Source organism: Pseudomonas sp. Fl5BN2 (assembly GCF_009908205.1).
Lineage (GTDB): Bacteria > Pseudomonadota > Gammaproteobacteria > Pseudomonadales > Pseudomonadaceae > Aquipseudomonas.
In genome coordinates this window covers 1-447 of sequence record NZ_JAAARL010000068.1, presented here as the reverse complement: position 1 = coordinate 447, position 447 = coordinate 1, and the positions used below count along the sequence as shown (strand labels likewise).

The 447-nt window shown below is 52.6% G+C and carries 1 protein-coding gene; it reads left to right on the top strand.

Going from position 1 to position 447, the window contains the following annotated elements; translation table 11 throughout:
- The coding region (locus tag GV819_RS32585; protein WP_161760118.1) for a tRNA-ribosyltransferase family protein at window positions 1-447 on the top strand (447 nt) is incomplete at both ends.

Below are 447 nucleotides of genomic sequence, written 5' to 3'. Positions count from 1 at the left end.
TTCAAACAGTGCTGAATTCTGACATCGTCATGATTTTCGATGAATGCACACCGTACCCTGCCACACACACCGAGGCACGCCTGTCCATGGAAATGTCCATGCGTTGGGCACGCCGTTCTCGTGACTCATTTGACGCATTGGGTAACAACAACGGCTTGTTTGGTATTGTTCAGGGTGGCATGTACGAGGATCTGCGCGATATTTCACTGCAAGGCCTCGAAGAAATTGGTTTTGACGGTTATGCCATTGGTGGATTGTCGGTGGGTGAGCCCAAAGACGACATGCAACGAATTTTGGCGCACACCGCGCCCAAGTTGCCGCAACACAAGCCACGCTACTTGATGGGTGTGGGCACCCCAGAAGATTTGGTCAATGCTGTGGGGCAGGGCATTGACATGTTTGACTGCGTGATGCCAACCCGCAATGCACGCAACGGCTGGTTGTTCA